Below are 17,120 nucleotides of genomic sequence, written 5' to 3'. Positions count from 1 at the left end.
CTCGCTCGTCACACCCCGAGCAGGGTGCGCAGGTGGCGCGGGGGCGGGCAGTCGTGGGCGAGCATCGCGTCGTGCCAGTCGCGCACCGACACCCCGGCCGGACGGGCGGCGGCGATCGCGGCCACCTCGCTGTAGCCGACGAAGTACGTCGAGAGCTGCGTCGAGGTGAGCAGCGAGCGCCGCCACTTGCCGGCCGCCTCCCCCTCCTCCTGGAAGCCCCGCCCCGTCATCAGCGCCAGCGCCTCGGCCTCCGGCAGCTCCTCGCAGTGCACGAGCTGGTCGAGCAGGGCGTTGATGGTCATCCGGAGCTGCATCTTGAGCTGCTGCAACCGCACCGGCAGGCCGCCGAAGCCGAGGCCCGCCATCAGCTCCTCCGTGTAGACCGCCCAGCCCTCGATGAAGGGCCCCGACTCCGTCAGCGCCCGGACCCGGGTGGAGCCGACGTGCCGGCGGGCGTGCGCGAGCTGGAGGAAGTGCCCCGGCATCGCCTCGTGCACCGTCAGGTTGCGGATCATGTGGTCGTTGTACTCCCGGTAGAACGACTCGACGCGGTGCGCGGGCCAGTCCGCCGGGGTGGGCGCGATGCAGTAGAAGGTCGGCACGTCCGCCGTCTCCAGCGGGCCGGGCGAGTCGCAGTAGGCGACCGCCACCCCCCGGGCGAACTGGGGCATCTCCTGGATCACGCACGGGTCGTCGACGAGGGTCACCAGGTCGTGGGCGCGCACGAAGTCACTCGCCTCGTCCAGGGTCACCGAGGCCAGCTCCACGATGGTGTGGTCGTCGGGGTGCTCGGCGGCCAGCAGGTCCAGCGCCCGGCGTACCGTCTCGTCGTCGGCCGGGCCACCGACCAGCTCGACGGCCGCCGCGCGGATCTCCTCGCCGACCCGGTCCAGGTTGGCCCAGGCACGGCGCTGGATCTCGGCGGCGCCCAGCTCCGTGTCGAGGGTGTGCCAGAGCCGCGCCTCCCAGCGGCGGCGACCCAGCCTCGGGTCCCGCCCCGGGCCGGCGTCGGCGGCCAGACCCCGGCGCAGCCACGCGACGAACTCCTCCAGCGCCGCGATCGCCGCCGTGGCGGCCGGCTCCACCCGGTCGAACAGCGCGGGGGCCTGCGCGAGCAGCGCCGGCACCTCGTCGCGGATCAGCGCCGCCGCGCCGGTGAACTGCCCCACCGCCGTCTCGGCATGGACCCGCGGCATGTCTCGCAGCGTCGCGCGCGCGGTCGCCAACGCGTCCGGTACGGCGGCGAGCCGACCCGCCAGGCTGGTCAGCCGGACCTCGACCGGGGCGTACGGGCGGGCGACCAGCGCGTGCAGCAGCGGCCCCGGGTTGTGCCGCAGCGGGTCCCACTCCTGCGCCCGGATCTCGTCGGCCTCGAACAACTCCCGGTCCACCAGCGCGCTGAGCAGCGCGTGGTCGACCTGGTCGGCGGTGTCGAGGGCGTCCGGGTCCAGCTCGGAGAGCGCGTCGGCTGCCTCCCGGAGCATCACCCGGTCGGCGGCGACGGCGTCGGCCGACAGGTCCGGCAACCGGTCGTCGCACCGGTGGTCGCCCGCCGTCGAGGCGAGCCCGGGGCGGCTCTCCAGCAGGGCGTCGACGATCCGCTCCGCGAGCGGCACAAACGATTCCACCCGCCGACCCTACCGGCCCGCCCGCCTCCGCCCCGCCCCGCCGATCCCGGCCGGACCTCGTCCGCTGCCGGGAACTCCGTTCCGCCCTCCGGGCCGGTGCGGGAGCCTGCCGGGAACATGGCCCCTGAACGGGCCCCTCCCCACCACTGTCGCCCCTGCGCTCAGGCGGAAGTCGCGGGGCGTTCGGCGGCGCGGACGGCCTCCGCGTAGGCGAGGGCGGCACGGCGCAGGGCCGCCTCCGGGTCCAGGCCCGCCTCGCGGGCCGCCGCGACAGTGGCGAGCAGGCCCGCACCGAGCCGGGCCTCCGGATCCACCTGCGACTGCGCGAGCGGCGGCGGCACGGCCAGGCCGACCCGGCCGGCGCGCTCCAGGATCTTGGCGGCCAGGGCGAGGGCGGGCTGGCTCAGCGCGATGCCGTCCAGCACCGAGTCACGCGCCTTCTCGGCCCGCTTGATCCGCTCCCAGCTGGCCTCGATCTCCTCGATGCTGCCCACCTCGGCGCCGGCGAAGACGTGGGGGTTGCGCCGGACCATCTTGTCGACCAACCCACCGGCCACGTCGTCGACGCTCCACCGTTGGCCCTCCGGCAGTTCCTCGGCGAGGCGGGCGTGCAGCACCACCTGGAGCAGCACGTCGCCCAGCTCCTCGCGCAGCGCGTCGGTGTCCCCGGCGCTGATCGCGTCGTACGCCTCGTAGCACTCCTCCAGCAGGAAGCCGGCGAGGCTGCGGTGGGTCTGCGCCCGCTTCCACGGGTCGCCGCCCGGGGAGACCAGCCGGTCCAGCACCGCCACCGCGTCGAGCAGCCGGGCGCCCGGCGGATCCCAGGAGCCGTACATCAGCTCCAGCTCGGCGAGGCCGGGCTCGCGGGCCAGCCGCAGGCCCAACTGCCGGGCCAGCGACTCGTCGCCGGCCGGGCCGGCCAGCCACACCACGACACCGTGCGCCGCCACCGCGTCGAGCAGCGCCTGGGTCGCCGGGCCGGCGACCACCGTGACCTCGCCGCCCGCCACCCGGATCGCCGTCGTCAGCTCGCTCTCGGCGCCCGCCAGCACCGGATGCCCGCGTACGACATCCCAGGCGGCGGCGGTCAGCAGCCCGGCCGGCAGCCGGGGCGAGGTGACGAGCAGGACGATCCGCGCCGACATGCTCAGCTGTCGGTCCCGCCCGCCGCCGGCGAGGCGCTGGGCAGCGGGTCCGGCGTGGAGACGTCGGTGACCGCGTCGGAGCCGGCCTCGCCCAGCGGCACGCTGACCGCCGGCGCGTTGCCCGCGAAGCTCAGCACCGGGAACTGCAGCGGACGGTAGCGGGGGTTGACCGTCACGTCGTACGCGGCGACCGCCTCCGCCAGCGACTTGCGGGTGGCCAGCGCCATGCGCAGTTGCTCGCCGTCGAGCTGGCCGGCGGCGGCCTCGTCGGTCACGTCGGCCGGGATGGCACCCGCCGCACGGCCCGCCGCCACCACGTCCTTCAGATCCTGGGCGCTCGGCTCGGCCGGCGTACCGGCCGGCACCCCGGACAGGCAACCGTAGAGAGCCGCCGCCTCGCGCACGTATTCGGTGTCGGGCGACAGGCCGAGCTGCTGGGCCACCTGCTCCGGACGCACCTGCGCGGACGACTGGTAGTTCCGCTCGGCGGAGACCCGCTCGCAGACCTCGGCCAGCACCAGCACGCTCACGACCTCGCCGCGGCCGGGAAGCTGCGCCGGCTGCGCCGGGGGCTGCCCCTCGGCGGGCGCCGCGGGCTGCCCCGTCGGCGTCGGGTTCTTGGCCCGGAGGTCGTCGACGAGGGCGGTGACGGCGTCCTCGGTGATCCGCTGGTCGCCGACGTAGGCGGCGACACCGGGCTCGGCACGGCAACCGGAGAGGGCGACGAGGCCGAGCACCACGCTGGCGACGGCGGCAAGACGGCGAGCACGCATGTCGGTCACTCTCTCATGCCGCCCACCACGCCGATGACGCCGCCCACCGGTGCCCCCGCTCACCGGGCCACGGCTTCCGCCAGGGCCGGCTCACCCAACACGTCCTTCAGCAGTTGGGCGCACCACTGGAGCAGGGCCTGGTCGCGCAGCGGCTCGCCACCCATCCGGCGGGTGCTCGGGCGCGGCACGCTGACCTGGTCGAGGGCCTGCTTGTAGACCGAGTCCGGGTGGTAGCGCTTGAGCCGTAGCTGCTTCGAGTCGGGCAGCGGCAACGGGCCGAAGCGGATGTGCTTGCCCTGCATGGAGACGTCCGTCAGGCCGTAGCGGCGGGCCAGCAACCGGAACCGGGCCACCGCGACCAGGTTCTGCACCGGGGCGGGCGGCTCGCCGTAGCGGTCGGTCATCTCGGCGACCACCTCGTCGAGCCGCTCCACGTCGCGCACCTCGGCCAGCTTGCGGTACATCTCCAGACGCAGCCGCTCCACGCCGACGTAGTCGTGCGGCAGGTGCGCGTCGATCGGCAGATCGACCTTGACCTCGGTCTCCTCCTCCGGACGCTCGCCCTTGAACGCGGAGACCGCCTCGCCGACCATCCGCACGTACAGGTCGAAGCCGACGCCCTCGATGTGCCCGGACTGCTCGCCGCCGAGCAGGTTGCCGGCGCCCCGGATCTCCAGGTCCTTCATCGCCACGTACATGCCGGCACCCAGCTCGGTGTGCTGGGCGATGGTGGCCAACCGCTCGTGGGCGTGCTCGGTGAGCGGCTTCTCCGGCGGATAGAGGAAGTAGGCGTACGCCCGCTCCCGGCCCCGGCCCACCCGGCCGCGGATCTGGTGCAGCTGGGCCAGGCCCAGCAGGTCGGCCCGCTCCACGATCAGGGTGTTGGCGTTGGGGATGTCGATGCCGGACTCCACGATCGTGGTGCAGACCAGCACGTCGAACTCCTTCTCCCAGAAGCCGACCATGACCTTCTCCAGGGCCTCCTCGCCCAGCTGGCCGTGCGCCACCGCGACCCGGGCCTCGGGCACCAGCTCACGCAGCCTGCGGGCCGTCCGGTCGATCGACTCGACCCGGTTGTGCAGGTAGAAGACCTGCCCGTCGCGCAGCAGCTCCCGGTGGATGGACGCGGCCACCTGCCGCTCGTCGTACGCGCCGACGAAGGTGAGCACCGGGTGGCGCTCCTCCGGCGGGGTGGCGATGGTGGACATCTCCCGGATGCCGGTGATCGCCATCTCCAGGGTCCGCGGGATCGGGGTGGCCGACATGCTCAGCACGTCGACCGAGGCGCGCATCGACTTCAGGTGCTCCTTGTGCTCGACGCCGAAGCGCTGCTCCTCGTCGACGATGACCAGCCCGAGCGACTTGAACCGGGTGGCCGCCTGGAGCAGCCGGTGGGTGCCGATGACGATGTCGGCGCTGCCCCCGGCGGCCATCTCCAGGGTGCGCTCGGCCTCCTTCGGCGTCTGGAAGCGGGAGAGCTGCCGGATGGTCACCGGGAACTGGCTCATCCGCTCGGCGAACGTGTTGTAGTGCTGCTGCACGAGCAGCGTGGTGGGGACCAGCACCACGACCTGCTTACCGTCCTGCACCGCCTTGAACGCCGCCCGGACCGCGATCTCCGTCTTGCCGTAGCCGACGTCGCCGCAGATCAGCCGGTCCATCGGGACGGTCTGCTCCATGTCCCGCTTGACCTCCTCGATCGCGGCGAGCTGGTCCGGCGTCTCCTGCCAGGGGAACGCGTCCTCCAGCTCCCGCTGCCACGGGGTGTCGGGGCCGAAGTTGTGCCCCTTGGAGGCCTTGCGGGCGGCGTAGAGCTGGATGAGCTGGGCGGCGATCTCCTTGACCGCCTTGCGGGCGCGGGCCTTGGACTTCTGCCAGTCCGAGCCGCCCATCTTGTGCAGGGTGGGCTGCTCGCCGCCCACGTAGCGGGAGAGCTGGTCGAGCTGGTCGGTCGGCACGAAGAGCCGGTCGCCGGGCTGGCCGCGCTTGCTAGGGGCGTACTCGATGACCAGGTATTCCCGGGACGCGCCGTTCACGGTGCGCTGCACCAGCTCGACGTAGCGGCCGATGCCGTGCTGCTCGTGCACGACGTGGTCGCCGGCCTTCAGCTCCAGCGGGTCGATGGTGTTGCGCCGTCGGCTCGGCATCTTGCGCATGTCGCGGGTCGAGCTGCCCCGCCCACCGGTGACGTCGTTGCCGGTGAGCAGCACGAACCGGGACGCCTCGTCGACGAAGCCGCCGGTGAGGCTGCCGCAGGAGACCAGCACCTCGCCGGGGACGGGCGCCGTCGGGATCTCCTCGGTCAGCCGGGCGCCGAGGCCGGCGTCGCGGAGCACCTCGACGGCCCGCTGGGCGGGGCCGTGCCCCTCGAAGACCAGCGCCACCGACCAACCCTCGCCCGCCCAGCGCTTGAGGTCGTCGACCACCCGGGTGGTCTCGCCGTGGTAGAGCGGGGCCGGCTGCGCGGCCAGGGTCACCGCGATCGCGTCGTCGGGGGTGACGTCGTACGCCTCCGGCCCGTCCTCCCAGGGCTGCCGGGCCGGGGCGGCGTCCGCCTCCACCAGGCCGAACGGCGACAGCGTCCACCAGGGCTGACGCAGCTTCGCGGCGACGGCGCGTACGTCGGCCAGGGTCCGGAAGGCGGCGGCGCCGAGGTCGACGGGGGCCTGGCCGCCGACGCCCGCCGCCGCCCAGCTCGCCTGGAGGAACTCGTCGGAGGTACGCACCAGGTCGTGCGCCCGGGTGCGGATGCGCTCCGGGTCGCACAACAGCACGTGGGTGCCGGCCGGCATGGCGTCCAGCAGCAGCTCCATCGAGTCGGCACCGATGAGCGCCGGTGCGAGGGACTCCATCCCCTCCACCGGGATGCCCTCCGCCAACTTGTCGAGGATCTCCACCAGCTCCGGGTGCTCCTCGGCGAGGGCAGCGGCCCGCTTGCGCACCGACGGGGTGAGCAGCAGCTCCCGGCAGGGTGGCGCCCACAGCCGCGGCACCTGCTCGATGGTGCGCTGGTCGGCGACGGCGAAGGTGCGGATCTCCTCCACCTCGTCACCCCAGAACTCGACCCGCGACGGGTGCTCGTCGGTGGGCGGGAAGATGTCGAGGATGCCGCCGCGCACGGCGAACTCGCCCCGCTTGGTGACCAGGTCGACCCGCGCGTACGCCATGTCGGTCAGCCGGCGGGCGACGTCCTCCAGGTCGGCCTCCTGCCGGGTGGCGAGCTGCACCGGCTCCAGGTCACCGAGCCCCTTGAGCTGCGGTTGCAGCAGCGACCGGACGGGCGCCACGACCACCCGCAGCGGACCGGTGCGACCGTGCGCGTCGGCGGCGGCGGGGTGCGCCAGCCGGCGCAGCACGGCCAGCCGCCGGCCGACGGTGTCGGAGCGGGGCGACAGCCGCTCGTGCGGCAGCGTCTCCCAGGACGGGAAGACCGTCACCTGCTCGGGCGGGAGGAGGCTGCCCAGCGCGGCGGCCAGGTCGTCGGCCTCCCGGGTGGTGGCGGTCACGGCGAGCACCGGGCGCCCCGCGCCGCCGGCCGGCCCGCCGTCGCCGGCGGGGTCGGCCGCGACGGCGGCGACCGCGAACGGACGCAGCGCGGCCGGCGCGGTGACATCCAGGCCGTCGACCTGCGCGGCACCGGAGCGGGCCAGGTCACGCGCCCGGGCCAGCCCGGGGTCGGCCAGGGCGGCGGAGAACAGACCGGTGAGCATGTCAATCACTTCCCGTGGAGTCGCCGGCCCGGCACCTGGCAGCGCCGCAGCACGACAGAAGCCCCGCGTCCGTTGGGACGGGGGGTGCACGCCCGCCAGCCTATCTCGCGGCGGGGACAATCTGGTCGCGGAGCCGCCGACGGCGCCGGCAGGACGGATCTTGACCGGGGCGGCGGTGGCGTGATCGGCTTCGACCATGGGCGAACAGTGGCGGGCACAGTTCGACGCGGAGGTCACCTTCGCCAACAGCGGCGGGCTACGCACGGACGGGTTCCGGCTGGACGTTCCCGACCGGGACATCACCGACGACGAGTTGGCGGCGCTGTTCGTCCGGCACCTCGGGCTGCTGATGGTGGCCGACGTGCGGATCAGCGGCCGGACGATGGTCGAGGAACCGCACAGGGGCGGCCGCGGCGTGACCCCCGCCGCCGGCTCTGGTGGCTCAGACGGGTCGGACAACTCGGGTCAGTCAGGCGGATCGGGCGGGTCGGGCGGCCGACGGCTGGTCGAGCTGAGCCACGTGGTCACCGACGGCATGACGACCCTGCCTGGCTGGCCGGCGCCGCGGATCACACAGTGGCTGACCCGGGAGGCGTCCCGGGCAAGCTACGCCCCCGGCACCGAGTTCCAGGTGGGGCGGATCGACATGATCGCCAACACCGGCACGTACGTGGACACGCCCGCCCACCGTTTCGCCGAGGGCGCCGACCTCGCCGCCACCCCGCTGGACCGCCTCGCCGACCTGCCCGGCGTCGTGGTCCGGGTGCCGGCCGGCACGCGCGCGGTGGACCGGCTGCTGCTGGCGCCGTACGACGTGGCCGGGCGCGCGGTGCTGCTGCACACCGGCTGGTCGGCGCACTTCGGCACGGACCGGTACGGCGCGCCGGAGGCGCCGTACCTCACCGGGGACGGCGCCCGGGCCCTGATCGACGCGGGCGCCGCACTGGTAGGCATCGACTCGATCAACATCGACGACATGAGTCCCGCCTCGGCCGGCGAGCGACCGGCGCACAGCACGCTACTGGCGCACGGCGTACCGGTCGTGGAACACCTGACCGGGCTCGACGCACTGCCCCCGACGGGCTTCCGGTTCACGGCCGCCCCGCCGATGGTGGCCGGCATGGGCACTTTCCCGGTCCGGGCCTTCGCGGTACTCGACGCCGCCTGACCGGTCGCCGGCGGCCGCCAGCAGCCGACTCCCGGACGGTGCGGTTCCCCAGCGACCGGCCCTAGAAGGTGCGATTCCCCAGCGACCACCATGCCGCGACCACGGGAGTCGCCGCGAGTTTCGGGGCAGCGGGGAAGCCGCCCGTGACGGCAAGCTGTCGGAATGTCACGGGCACCACGCATCCCCAGCGGGCTGGCGTTCCTCCCGTTCTCCGGCAGTCGGGCCGTCGCCGCCGGCCTGCTCACCTGGCGGATGCTGCGGGGTCCGTCCTGGTGCCGGCTGCTGCCCGACATCTACGTCCACATCGACGGTTACCGCGAGGACGACCACCGGATGTGGTGCGACGCCGCGGCCCTTACCCTGCCGGCGGGAGCCGCCATCAGCGGTCTCAGCGCGGCGTTCCTCTGGGGCGTGGACCTCCTGCCACGCGCGAGTCCGGTCTCCGTCGCGCTTCCGTCGGCGGCCCGCCGACGCTCCACCCAACGGGTGTCGGTCAACCAACTGTCGCTCTCCGCCCGGGAGATCACCCGGTTCGCCGGCCTGCCGGTAACCACCGGCGTCCGCACGGCCTTCGACCTCGGGCGGCAGTTGTCCCGGACGGACGCGCTGGTGGCGGTGGACGCGTTGCTGCATCGGCGGGTGGTCAAACCACCCGCGTTGAGCGGCTACCTGGACACGCACAACGGTTGGCCCGGCACCGCCCAACTGCGCGAGGTGCTGGCGCTGGCCGAGCCGCTGAGCGAGTCGCCGATGGAGACCCGGGTCCGGCTCGTCCTGCACGACGCCGGCCTGCCACCCCTCACCGCGCAGCACGACGTGCACGGCATCCGTCCGCAGCCAGGACGCGTCCTCCTCGGCCGCGTCGACCTCGCCTATCCCCGGTGGCGGATCGCCATCGAGTACGAGGGTGACCACCACCGGGAACGCAGCCACTTCCAGCGGGATGTGGCTCGCCTGAACGCGCTACGCGCGGCGGGCTGGTTGGTGCTGCGCTTCACGGCGGACGACGTACTGCGACACCCCGACCGAATTGTCCGCCTGGTCGTGGACGCGATCCACGAACGCAGCAACTGATCGCGGCCCAGCCAATGCTGATCAGGACGCCCATGGACCCTAAACCCGCCGAATAACGCCCATGGCGTCCTGATCACCGGGGCGCTCACGCGAGCGCACTTCCACGCGGCGGCAAGGCCCGCCGCGTGGGAGCGCCAGCGGGGGGTCGGCGTGGAGCGCCCGGGTCGTGGGGTACTCCACCGGCTTCAGGTCGAGTTCCTCGCGCGAACTATCCCCAAAGCCACGTCCGGGAGACCGGGTCGCGGTCGTCTCACCCTCCGCCGGCCTGCCGGCCCTCTTCCCCACGTGTACGAGCTGGGGGTGCGCCGGCGGCGACGTCATGACCGGACGCCACCGGCCGGCGGACCGGGTTTCTCCGGTCGCCGACCCGCCGCCGCGCCGGCCCAGCCGGCGGGCTGACGGGCTGGCGGGCTGACGGGCTGACGGGCTGGCGGGCTGGCGGGCTGACGGGCTGGCGGGCTGGCGGGCTGTTCCTAGGCTGGGGCTCCCGAGGTTGTTCGAGAACCTGGAGTCCTCATGACCACCCCGGCCCAACCCTCGTCGCGGCCCGCCGACGGCGGCCCGCCGCCCGGCCACCCCGGGGGAGCGCCGGTGATCAGGCGGATCCCCGAGGACCAGCCCTACGTGGTACGCCCCCACCTCGCGAAGCGCGCGCTGGCGTCCGTGGGGATCCTGCTCGTCGTCGTCCTTCCGTTCGCCTTCGTCTACCTCAGGGTGGTCAGCGCGGCGGGCCCGGAGATGCGCTACGAGGATGCCCTCTACCTGTTCGACGTGGTGGCCTACCCGCTGGTCCTGGTCGGCACACCGCTGGGGTGCCAGCTCTGGCTGGTCCGCTCCGTCGGCCCGGTGCTGGCGCTCGGGCCAGCCGGGCTCTGGGTCCGCACCCGGCCGACCTGGGGCCAGGCGGTCTGGCTGCCGTGGGAAGGTGTCGCACGCGTCTCCCGCCGCCGCCGGTGGAGCCGGGGGAAGATGCTGGTGGTCACGCCGCACGACACAGAGGTGCTCCACCGGTTCGGGGTGTCCACCCGGGTGGACGGCGAGGCACTCAGGTCCCTCCGGGACTTCGAGCTGACCGCCACGCTCGACTTCGCCGACCGGCCGGAATCGGAGATCATGGCGGCGGTCGCCCGCTACAGCAAGGGCCGCTGCCAGCTCGGCTGACCGGCACGGCCGCCAGCTCGGCTGACCGGCACGGCCGCCAGCTCGGCTGACCGGCACGGCCGCCAGCTCAGCGGACCGGCACGGCGCGGCCCCCGCCAGCTCGGCGGACCGGCGCGGGTCCGGGCGCCGGCGCCCCCGCCACGGGCCGAGAAAGACCACATTCCGGACACAGCGCACCCTAGGCTGGCGGCGTGGACCAGGAGATGCGCGACAGGCTCCCGCGGACGGCCGCGCTGCTGCTCGGCACCCTGGTGCTCGCCACCGCGTTCATCACCGCGTACGTCGGCGCGCTGCACCGGCCCACGCCCCGCGACGTGCCGGTCGGGGTGGTACGCGGGGATCAGAAGGCGCAGGCCCTCCTCACGGCCGTACGGAACCAGACCGACCTCCTCGAAGCGGTGGAGTACGACGACCCGACCGCCGCCGGGGAGGGCCTGCTCACCCGCGAGGTGTACGGGGTGCTCGCCACCACCGCCGAGGGCGGGTTGGGGCTCACCATCGCCAGCGCCGCCGCGCCGGCCGCGACCGACGTCGTCGTCCAGGTGCTCGGCACCGCCGCCCAGCAGGCGGAACTGCCGCTGCGGGTCACCGACGAGGTGCCGGTGGCGTCGACCGACCCGCGCGGGCTCGTACCGTTCTACCTGGCCGTCGGGTACGTGCTGGGCGGATACCTGGCCGCCACCGTCCTCGGCCTGGGCACCGGCACGGCCCCGCGCGGTCTCCGCCGCGCCTGGCTGCGGATGGCCGCGCTCGCCGTATACAGCCTGGCGCTCGGCGTCACCGGCGCGGTCGTGGTCGGGCCCCTCCTGAACGTCTGGGACCACGACCTGGTGGGTGTCGCCGCGGCGGGGGCGCTGGCGGTCCTCGCGGCAGCCATGATCGCCTCGGCGGTGCAGGCCTGGCTGGGGCTGTTCGGCACCGGGTTGGTGATACTGCTGCTGGTGGTGCTCGGCAACCCCGGTTCCGGCGGGATCTACGCCCCCGAGTTCCTGCCCACCTGGCTGCGCGGCATGCACCTGTGGAACGTGCCGGGGCTCGCCACCGACCTGCTCGAATCCGTCGTCTACTTCGACCGCCGGTCGACCGGCTGGCCCATCACCGGGCTCACCATCTGGACGGCGCTGGGCGTGGCGGGTGTGCTCAGCGCCACGCTGTTCCACGCCCGCCGCCGCGGGTTCCGCCGCCGCGCACCGGCCCCCACCAGCGCAGACGCGCCCACCGACGGCTGAGGTGTCGGAGGGGACCCCGTTTCCGTGGGGCAGGCGATCGCAAGGGTCACCTGCTCACCGGCGGGGGACGCGGATACGATCCAGGGAAGTCGGACAGCGCTGTCCTTCGTACTCACGTAAGGAGCGCACAGTGACCGACCACGACGGCCCCGACGCCGCCCTGCGGGCCGACATCCGCCGCCTCGGCACCCTCCTCGGGCAGACCCTCGCCCGCCAGGAGGGCCGGCCGCTGCTCGACCTGGTCGAGGAGATCAGGGCGCAGGTCCGCTCCGACGCCCCCGCCGCCGCGCAGCGCCTCGCCGGCCTGGACGTCACGACCGGCACCAAGCTGGCCCGCGCCTTCTCCACCTACTTCCACCTGGCCAACATCACCGAGCAGGTGCACCGGGGCCGCGAGCTGCGGCGCCGGCGAGCCGTCCAGGGCGGCTGGCTGGACCAGGCCGCCAAGATGATCGCCGAGCGGGGGGTGCCGGCCGAGGAGATCGCCGCGGCGGCCCGGCGGCTGGCGGTACGGCCCGTCTTCACCGCCCACCCGACCGAGGCGGCCCGCCGCTCGATCCTGTCCAAGCTGCGCGCCATCGCCGACGAACTGGACACCGAGACCGCCAACGCGATCCTCTACGGCGCCAGCGACGAGGGCCCCGCCAACCGCCGCCTCGCCGAGCTGCTCGACCTGATGTGGCAGACCGACGAGCTGCGGCTGGACCGGCCGGACCCGACCGACGAGGCCCGCAACGCCATCTACTACCTGCGCGACCTCTACGCCGAGGCCGCCCCGCAGGTCCTCGACGATCTCGCCGACACGCTGCGCGCCCTCGGCGTGGAGACGTCCCCGACCGCCCGGCCGTTGTCCTTCGGCACCTGGATCGGCGGTGACCGGGACGGCAACCCGTTCGTCACCCCGGCCGTGACCCGCGAGGTGCTGACCATCCAGCACGAGCACGGCATCGCGGCCACCGAGAAGGCCATGGACCACCTGATCAACGAGGTGTCGGTGTCCCGGCGGCTGCGGGGGGTGTCGCTCGACCTCTCCGCCAGCCTCGCCGCCGACCTGGACGCCCTGCCCGAGGTGGCGGCCCGGTTCCGCCGGGTCAACGCCGAGGAGCCCTACCGGCTCAAGGCCCGCTGCGTGAAGGCGAAACTCGCCAACACCCGGCAGCGGCTGCGCCAGGGCACCGCGCACGTGCCCGGCCGCGACTACCTGGGCTCCGCCGGCCTGGTCGCCGACCTGGAGCTGCTGCGCGCCTCGCTGGCCCGCAACTCCGGCCAGCTCACGGCCGTGGGCCGGCTCGCCTCGACCATCCGCACGGTCTCCGCGTTCGGGCTGCACCTGGCGACGATGGACGTGCGGGAGCACGCCGAGGCGCACCACGCGGTGCTCGCCCAGCTCTACTCGGCCGTCGGCGAGACCTCCGACTACCCGTCGCTGACCCGGGCGGAGCGGACGAAGCTGCTCGCCGAGGAGCTGACCGGTCGCCGGCCACTCTCCACGCTCGACACCCCGCTGACCGAGCCGGCCCGCAAGACGTTCGACGTCTTCGGCACCATCCGGGAGGCGCAGGACCGGTTCGGCAACGAGGTCATCGAGTCGTACATCGTGTCGATGACGCTCGGGGTGGACGACGTGCTCGCCGCCGTGGTGCTGGCCCGCGAGGCCGGCCTGTGCGACGTGCACACCGGCCGGTCGCGCATCGGCTTCGTGCCGCTGCTGGAGACCCCGGCCGAGCTGAACGCGGGCGGCGAGCTGCTCGACGAGTTGCTCTCGCTGCCGGCGTACCGGGCGCTCGTGGCGGCGCGGGGCGACGTGCAGGAGGTGATGCTGGGCTACTCGGACTCCAACAAGGAGGCCGGCATCACCACCAGCCAGTGGTCGATCCACCGGGCGCAGCGCGCGCTGCGCGACGTGGCGGCCCGGCACGGCGTGCACCTGCGGCTCTTCCACGGACGGGGCGGCACGGTGGGACGCGGCGGCGGGCCGACGCACGAGGCGATCCTCGCCCAGCCGTACGGCACGCTGGACGGCGCGATCAAGGTGACCGAACAGGGTGAGGTCATCTCCGACAAGTACTCGTTGCCGTCGCTGGCCCGGGAGAACCTGGAACTGACCCTGGCGGCGGTGCTCCAGGCGACCCTGCTGCACACCACGCCCCGGCAACCCGCCGAGCTGCTGGAACGCTGGGACGCGACGATGGAGCTGGTCTCCGGCTCGGCCTTCCGGTCGTACCGGTCCCTGGTCGAGGACCCGGACCTGCCCGCGTACTTCTGGGCGTCGACGCCGACGGAGCTGCTCGGGGCGCTCAACATCGGTTCCCGGCCGGCGAAGCGGCCGAACACCGGGGCCGGGCTCGCCGGGCTGCGCGCCATCCCGTGGGTGTTCGGCTGGACCCAGACCCGGCAGATCGTGCCCGGCTGGTTCGGCGTCGGCACCGGCCTGGCCGCCGCCCGGGAGGCGGGGCTGGCGGACGTGCTCGCGGAGATGCACCGCAACTGGCACTTCTTCCGCACGTTCCTGTCGAACGTGGAGATGATGCTCACCAAGACCGACCTCAGCATCGCCCGCCGCTACGTCGAGACGCTGGTGCCGAAGAAGCTGCACCCGATCTTCCACACGATCGAGCAGGAGTACGAGCTGACCAGGCGGGAGGTGCTGGCGGTGACCTCCTCGCCGGCCCTGCTGGAGGGCTCCCCGGTGCTCCAACGCACCCTGGCCGTCCGCGACACCTACCTGGAGCCGCTGCACCATCTCCAGGTGGCCCTGCTGCGCCAGTACCGGGAGTCCGGGGCGGCGGGCCGGGCGGTGGCCACCGCGCCGGGCGGCCGGCGGGCGCCCAGCGACGGTACGGCGCTGGAGCGGGCGCTGCTGACCACGGTCAACGGCATCGCCGCCGGCATGCGCAACACGGGCTGAGACGCCGAAAAGGGCACCTTCCTGGCGTTTTCACCCAGGTAGGTGCCCTTTTCCGACCCGGCAACCGCCGGGTCGGGCCGGCGGCGCCCCGCACCGGTCACGCCCGAGGTCGGCCTCACCAGTCACCCCCGCCGAAGTCGCCGCCCCCGAAGTCACCACCACCGAAGCCACCGCCCCCGAAGTCACCACCGCCGGCTTCGCCACCACCGAAGTCACCGCCCTGCTCGCCGTAGCCGGTGGCGTCCCCGAAGCCCTCCTGGCCGGCGGCCTCGTAGCCGTAGCCCGGGTCGGCGAAGGCGGGCGAGAAGAGCGCGTCGGCGATCAGCATGCCGCCGAGGACACCCGCGCCGGCGCCCAGCGCGGTCTTCCACCACGGGGTGGAGTACCAGCCCGCCGGCACCGGCCGGCCCTGGTAACGCCCACCCGGGTAGTAGTAGGGGGTGTCCCGGCCGGGCTGTGGGCCCGCCCTGAAGGTCTGCCCCTGCACGTCGACCTGGCGCTCCCGGGTGAGCTGCCCCGCGCCCTGGGCCGCGGCCAGCGGGGGCAGCTCCGGGCCGGGGTCGATGCCCAGCGCCACCCGGGCCGCCCGCGCGTAGGTCAGCCCCTCCAGCGCGGTCTCCCGGGCGAGGCGGTACTGCTCGACGCTGCGGGCCTGCTCCAGCTGGCTGCCGGCGGCGTTGTAGCGCTCCCCGGCGTCGACCAGCGCCTGGCGCACCGCCGGCTGGTCGCCGTGCAGGTTCATCACCTGGCCACCGAGCCGCTCGTACCAGCGCTGCGCGTCGGCCCGCACGTCGGCGAGGCGACGGGCCTCCCGGGCGACGCTCTCCCGACGCCACCAGAGGAACGCACCCACAAGCAGCACGACCAGGACCGCCACCAGCAGAAGTTCCATGTTCCGACGGTACCCCCGCCGGGCGGGTCGTAAGCTTCCGCCGGCCCCTGCACCCGCGGCATCCGACCTGGCTCCCTGCGGCGGCGCGACCTGGTCGGGCAGCGGCGCGGAAGCGCCCGGCCACCCGGCGCGACGGCGCGCGCCGTACCCGTCTGGCAAGCTCGGGGGGTGGACTTCTCGACGCTGGCCGTGGTGATCGTCTGCCTCACCGCCGGGGGTGCGGCGGGCTGGTACGCCGCCCACGCCCGCTCGGCGGCCGCGATCGCCCGGCTGGAGGCGACGCTCGCCGCCACCCGGGAGGGCGAGGGGCGGCTGGAGCAGTCCATGCGGGCGCTGAGCTACGAGGCCACCGCGCAGTCCCAGGAGGCGGTGGCCCGCGCCGTCGCCCCGCTGCACGACACCCTGCGCCGCTACGAGCAGCGGGTCACCGAGCTGGAGCACGACCGCGTCGACGCGTACGCCGAGCTGCGGGAGCAGGTCCGCGCCATGAACATGGTCTCGGGCGAGCTGCGCACGGAGACGAAGCAGCTGGTGGCGGCCCTGCGGGCACCCCAGGTGCGGGGCCGCTGGGGTGAGCACCAGTTGCGCCGGGTCGTGGAGGCCGCCGGCATGCTGGAGCACTGCGACTTCTCCGAGCAGGTCACCGCCGCCACCGAACACCAGGGGGTACGCCCCGACCTGGTGGTCCGGCTGCACGGGGGCCGTTCGGTGGTGGTGGACGCCAAGGCGCCGTTCGACGCGTACCTGACGGCGATGGAGGCCCGCGACGAGCGGGGCCGCGACACGCACCTCGACGCGCACGCGAGGCACCTGCGGGCGCACGTGGACGCGCTGGCCGCCAAGACCTACTGGGCCGCGTTCGACAACACCCCGGAGTTCGTGGTGCTCTTCGTGCCGGCCGACCCGTTCCTCGACGTGGCGTTGCAGCGCGACCCGACGCTGCTGGAGCACGCGTTCGCCCGCAACGTGGTGCTGGCCACCCCGGCCACCCTGGTCGCGCTGCTACGCACTGTCGCGTACTCGTGGCGGCAGGAGGCGCTGGCGCGCAACGCGGTGGCGGTGCACTCGCTGGCCCGGGAGCTCTACGGGCGACTGTCGACGCTGGGCGACCACGTCGGCAAGCTCGGATCGTCCCTCGGCGCGGCGGTCACCGCGTACAACCGGGCCGTGGGGTCGCTGGAGGCGCGCGTGCTGGTCAGCGCCCGCAAGCTCGCCGAGCTGGGGGTCTCCGACCAGGAGTTGGCCGCGCCGGCGCAGGTCGAGCTGGCGCCCCGTCAGCCGCAGGCCCCGGAGCTGCTCGAAACCGTCGACGGCGGAGCACCGACCGGCCGGTCGACACTGGACTGACGACCGATACCCGTCCTCGCCGATGTGACAACGGACATCCACCGACGTCACGAAGTGGTCACAACGAACTCGCCGGTAGTGACAG

11 protein-coding genes are annotated in these 17,120 nt (G+C 74.0%); 6 read left to right on the top strand and 5 right to left on the bottom strand.

Going from position 1 to position 17,120, the window contains the following annotated elements; translation table 11 throughout:
• Positions 1–8: 8 nt before the first annotated feature.
• From ACQ452_RS04465 to mfd, 4 genes are all read right to left on the bottom strand, one after another.
• A complete protein-coding gene (locus tag ACQ452_RS04465) occupies positions 9–1,628 on the bottom strand; it encodes a DUF885 domain-containing protein (protein ID WP_433390049.1) in 1,620 nt (539 codons plus the stop codon).
• Between the two features lie 161 nt (positions 1,629–1,789).
• Positions 1,790–2,773, bottom strand: coding sequence for a nucleoside triphosphate pyrophosphohydrolase (locus ACQ452_RS04460; RefSeq protein ID WP_433390048.1), 984 nt, complete (start codon positions 2,771–2,773; stop codon positions 1,790–1,792).
• A 2-nt stretch (positions 2,774–2,775) separates the two neighbouring features.
• Positions 2,776–3,546, bottom strand: coding sequence for a hypothetical protein (locus tag ACQ452_RS04455; protein WP_433390045.1), 771 nt, complete (start codon positions 3,544–3,546; stop codon positions 2,776–2,778).
• Positions 3,547–3,605: 59 nt separating this feature from the next.
• A complete protein-coding gene (mfd, locus tag ACQ452_RS04450) occupies positions 3,606–7,256 on the bottom strand; it encodes a transcription-repair coupling factor (RefSeq protein ID WP_433390043.1) in 3,651 nt (1,216 codons plus the stop codon).
• Between the two features lie 196 nt (positions 7,257–7,452).
• On the opposite strand from mfd, the gene ACQ452_RS04445 reads away from it, so the two are divergent.
• From ACQ452_RS04445 to ppc, 5 genes are all read left to right on the top strand, one after another.
• Positions 7,453–8,424: a cyclase family protein gene (locus ACQ452_RS04445; protein WP_433390041.1), complete on the top strand. Its 972-nt coding sequence runs from the start codon at positions 7,453–7,455 to the stop codon at positions 8,422–8,424.
• 162 nt (positions 8,425–8,586) lie between these two features.
• Positions 8,587–9,498 (top strand): DUF559 domain-containing protein, encoded by a 912-nt coding sequence (locus ACQ452_RS04440; RefSeq protein WP_433390039.1) that lies wholly within the window; start codon positions 8,587–8,589, stop codon positions 9,496–9,498.
• 516 nt (positions 9,499–10,014) lie between these two features.
• A complete protein-coding gene (locus ACQ452_RS04435; protein ID WP_433390038.1) occupies positions 10,015–10,659 on the top strand; it encodes a hypothetical protein in 645 nt (214 codons plus the stop codon).
• Positions 10,660–10,850: 191 nt separating this feature from the next.
• Positions 10,851–11,888: a hypothetical protein gene (locus ACQ452_RS04430; protein WP_433390037.1), complete on the top strand. Its 1,038-nt coding sequence runs from the start codon at positions 10,851–10,853 to the stop codon at positions 11,886–11,888.
• A 130-nt stretch (positions 11,889–12,018) separates the two neighbouring features.
• A complete protein-coding gene (gene ppc / locus ACQ452_RS04425; protein WP_433390035.1) occupies positions 12,019–14,796 on the top strand; it encodes a phosphoenolpyruvate carboxylase in 2,778 nt (925 codons plus the stop codon).
• Between the two features lie 115 nt (positions 14,797–14,911).
• Here the strand turns inward: ppc and ACQ452_RS04420 are convergent, their stop codons facing one another.
• Positions 14,912–15,688, bottom strand: coding sequence for a hypothetical protein (locus ACQ452_RS04420; protein WP_433390034.1), 777 nt, complete (start codon positions 15,686–15,688; stop codon positions 14,912–14,914).
• A gap of 168 nt (positions 15,689–15,856) precedes the next feature.
• On the opposite strand from ACQ452_RS04420, the gene ACQ452_RS04415 reads away from it, so the two are divergent.
• The gene (locus ACQ452_RS04415) at positions 15,857–17,035 is read left to right on the top strand and encodes a DNA recombination protein RmuC (protein ID WP_433390032.1); all 1,179 of its coding nucleotides are present in this window, start codon (positions 15,857–15,859) and stop codon (positions 17,033–17,035) included.
• Positions 17,036–17,120 lie beyond the last annotated feature (85 nt).

This window comes from Micromonospora sp. KLBMP9576, from assembly GCF_050941805.1.
Classification (GTDB): domain Bacteria; phylum Actinomycetota; class Actinomycetes; order Mycobacteriales; family Micromonosporaceae; genus Micromonospora.
Note: the sequence above shows the minus strand (reverse complement) of the source record. Positions and strands in the feature narration are given on the sequence as shown.

Excerpts from the sequence above, each read along its gene's own strand:
- ACQ452_RS04460 (WP_433390048.1), bottom strand. The coding sequence starts at position 2,773 with ATGTCGGCGCGGATCGTCCTGCTCGTCACCTCGCCCCGGCTGCCGGCC.
- ACQ452_RS04445 (WP_433390041.1), top strand. The coding sequence starts at position 7,453 with ATGGGCGAACAGTGGCGGGCACAGTTCGACGCGGAGGTCACCTTCGCC.
- ACQ452_RS04455 (WP_433390045.1), bottom strand. The coding sequence starts at position 3,546 with ATGCGTGCTCGCCGTCTTGCCGCCGTCGCCAGCGTGGTGCTCGGCCTC.
- ACQ452_RS04440 (WP_433390039.1), top strand. The coding sequence starts at position 8,587 with ATGTCACGGGCACCACGCATCCCCAGCGGGCTGGCGTTCCTCCCGTTC.
- ACQ452_RS04420 (WP_433390034.1), bottom strand. The coding sequence starts at position 15,688 with ATGGAACTTCTGCTGGTGGCGGTCCTGGTCGTGCTGCTTGTGGGTGCG.
- mfd (WP_433390043.1), bottom strand. The coding sequence starts at position 7,256 with ATGCTCACCGGTCTGTTCTCCGCCGCCCTGGCCGACCCCGGGCTGGCC.
- ACQ452_RS04435 (WP_433390038.1), top strand. The coding sequence starts at position 10,015 with ATGACCACCCCGGCCCAACCCTCGTCGCGGCCCGCCGACGGCGGCCCG.